Origin of the sequence: Massilia sp. CT11-108 (assembly GCF_047302915.1) — a bacterium.
GTDB lineage: Bacteria > Pseudomonadota > Gammaproteobacteria > Burkholderiales > Burkholderiaceae_D > Telluria > Telluria orientalis.
The window spans coordinates 1-1,336 of the sequence record NZ_JBKYMO010000911.1; the positions used below are offsets into that span (position 1 = coordinate 1).

General features: G+C 68.8%; 2 protein-coding genes. Both read left to right on the forward strand.

Annotated elements, in window-relative coordinates; all coding sequences use genetic code 11:
• On the forward strand, positions 1-822 hold an 822-nt coding region (locus ACEN88_RS31915; RefSeq protein WP_413346197.1), incomplete at its 5' end, for a carbamoyltransferase C-terminal domain-containing protein.
• On the forward strand, positions 809-1,177 hold the full coding sequence (locus ACEN88_RS31920) for a hypothetical protein (RefSeq protein ID WP_413346199.1): 369 nt from the start codon (positions 809-811) through the stop codon (positions 1,175-1,177). The genes ACEN88_RS31915 and ACEN88_RS31920, both read left to right, overlap by 14 nt.
• Positions 1,178-1,336: the final 159 nt, after the last annotated feature.

Genomic DNA, 1,336 nt, shown 5'->3' on the forward strand with positions numbered 1-1,336 from the left:
GCCCTGCTGGCGCACCACATGGCGTTCGAGGCCCCGCGCCGGCGCACGGACGGGACGGGCGACACCCAGCGCGGCAGCTATCTCGGGCCCCGCTATTCGAGCGAGGAAATCCTCGCCTTCCTCGACCGCAAGGGTTATCCGTACCGGCGCATCGAGAACCGCGCGGAGCGTCTGGCCCTCGTCGCGGAGGCGCTGGCGGCGGGCAGGATCGTCGGCTGGCTGTCGGGGCGGATGGAATTCGGGCCGCGCGCGCTGGGCGCCCGGTCGATCCTCGGCGACCCGCGCAACCCGCGCACGCAGGCGACGATGAACCTGAAAATCAAGTTCCGCGAATCGTTCCGCCCGTTCGCCCCGGCCGTGCTGCGCGAGCGCTGCGCCGAGTACTTCGACTTCGACGGCGATAGCCCGTACATGCTGATGGTGGCGCCGGTGAACGCGACGCGCCGCCGGCCGATGGACATGCAGGCATTCGATGCGGGCGACGACGACATGATGGCGGTCATCAACCAGCCGCGCAGCGACGTCCCGGCCGTCACGCACGTCGATTACTCGGCGAGGATCCAGACCGTCGACAGGGACAGCCACCCCGAGTTCCGCGCCCTGATCGAAGCGTTCGAAAAGCTGACGGGCTGTCCGCTGCTCGTGAACACGTCGTTCAACGTGCGGGGCGAGCCGATCGTGTGCAGCCCGCAGGACGCGTACCGCTGCTTCATGCGCACGGAGATGGATTTGCTGGTGCTGGAAGACGTCGTGCTGTGGCGCCGCGAGCAGCCGCCGTTGCCGGATGACGAAGACTGGAGGAAGACCTATGAGCTCGATTGACGACAAGGTACTGCGAGCGGGGTTGCGTACCCTTGCGGCCCCGCTGTTCGATGCCCTGACCGCCCACTGCGCGCCCGGCCAGGCACCGTTCCCGCTGGGCCCGAATCCGCGCCTCGCCAGCTATTACACGCAGCGCACGCGCACGACGATGGGCTTCGACGATTTCCTCGTACCGTCATGCCTGGACGCCGAGGGATTCGGCGCGCGCCTCGCGGCGCACTGGCGCGCGCACGGGCATCCGGAGCTCGCCGCGCACGCGCCGCAGGTGGCCGAGGCGGCGCGGGCCATGCATGCGCTGTACGTGGCGGCGCGGCCGCAGGCGGAACTGTCGCCCTATGTCTACCAGATGTTCTGAGTAGCGGCGTATGGGCAACCTCGATGTGGATATGGCGGCCGTGGCGCTGGCGCAAGCGCTGCCGCCAGGCTTTATCGCCGTGCCGGCCCCCCCCCAGCCCCGCGGGGGTGGGTTTGACAAAAAATAAGCGGGCGCCGAAATTATAGGGGGTGTTGTGGG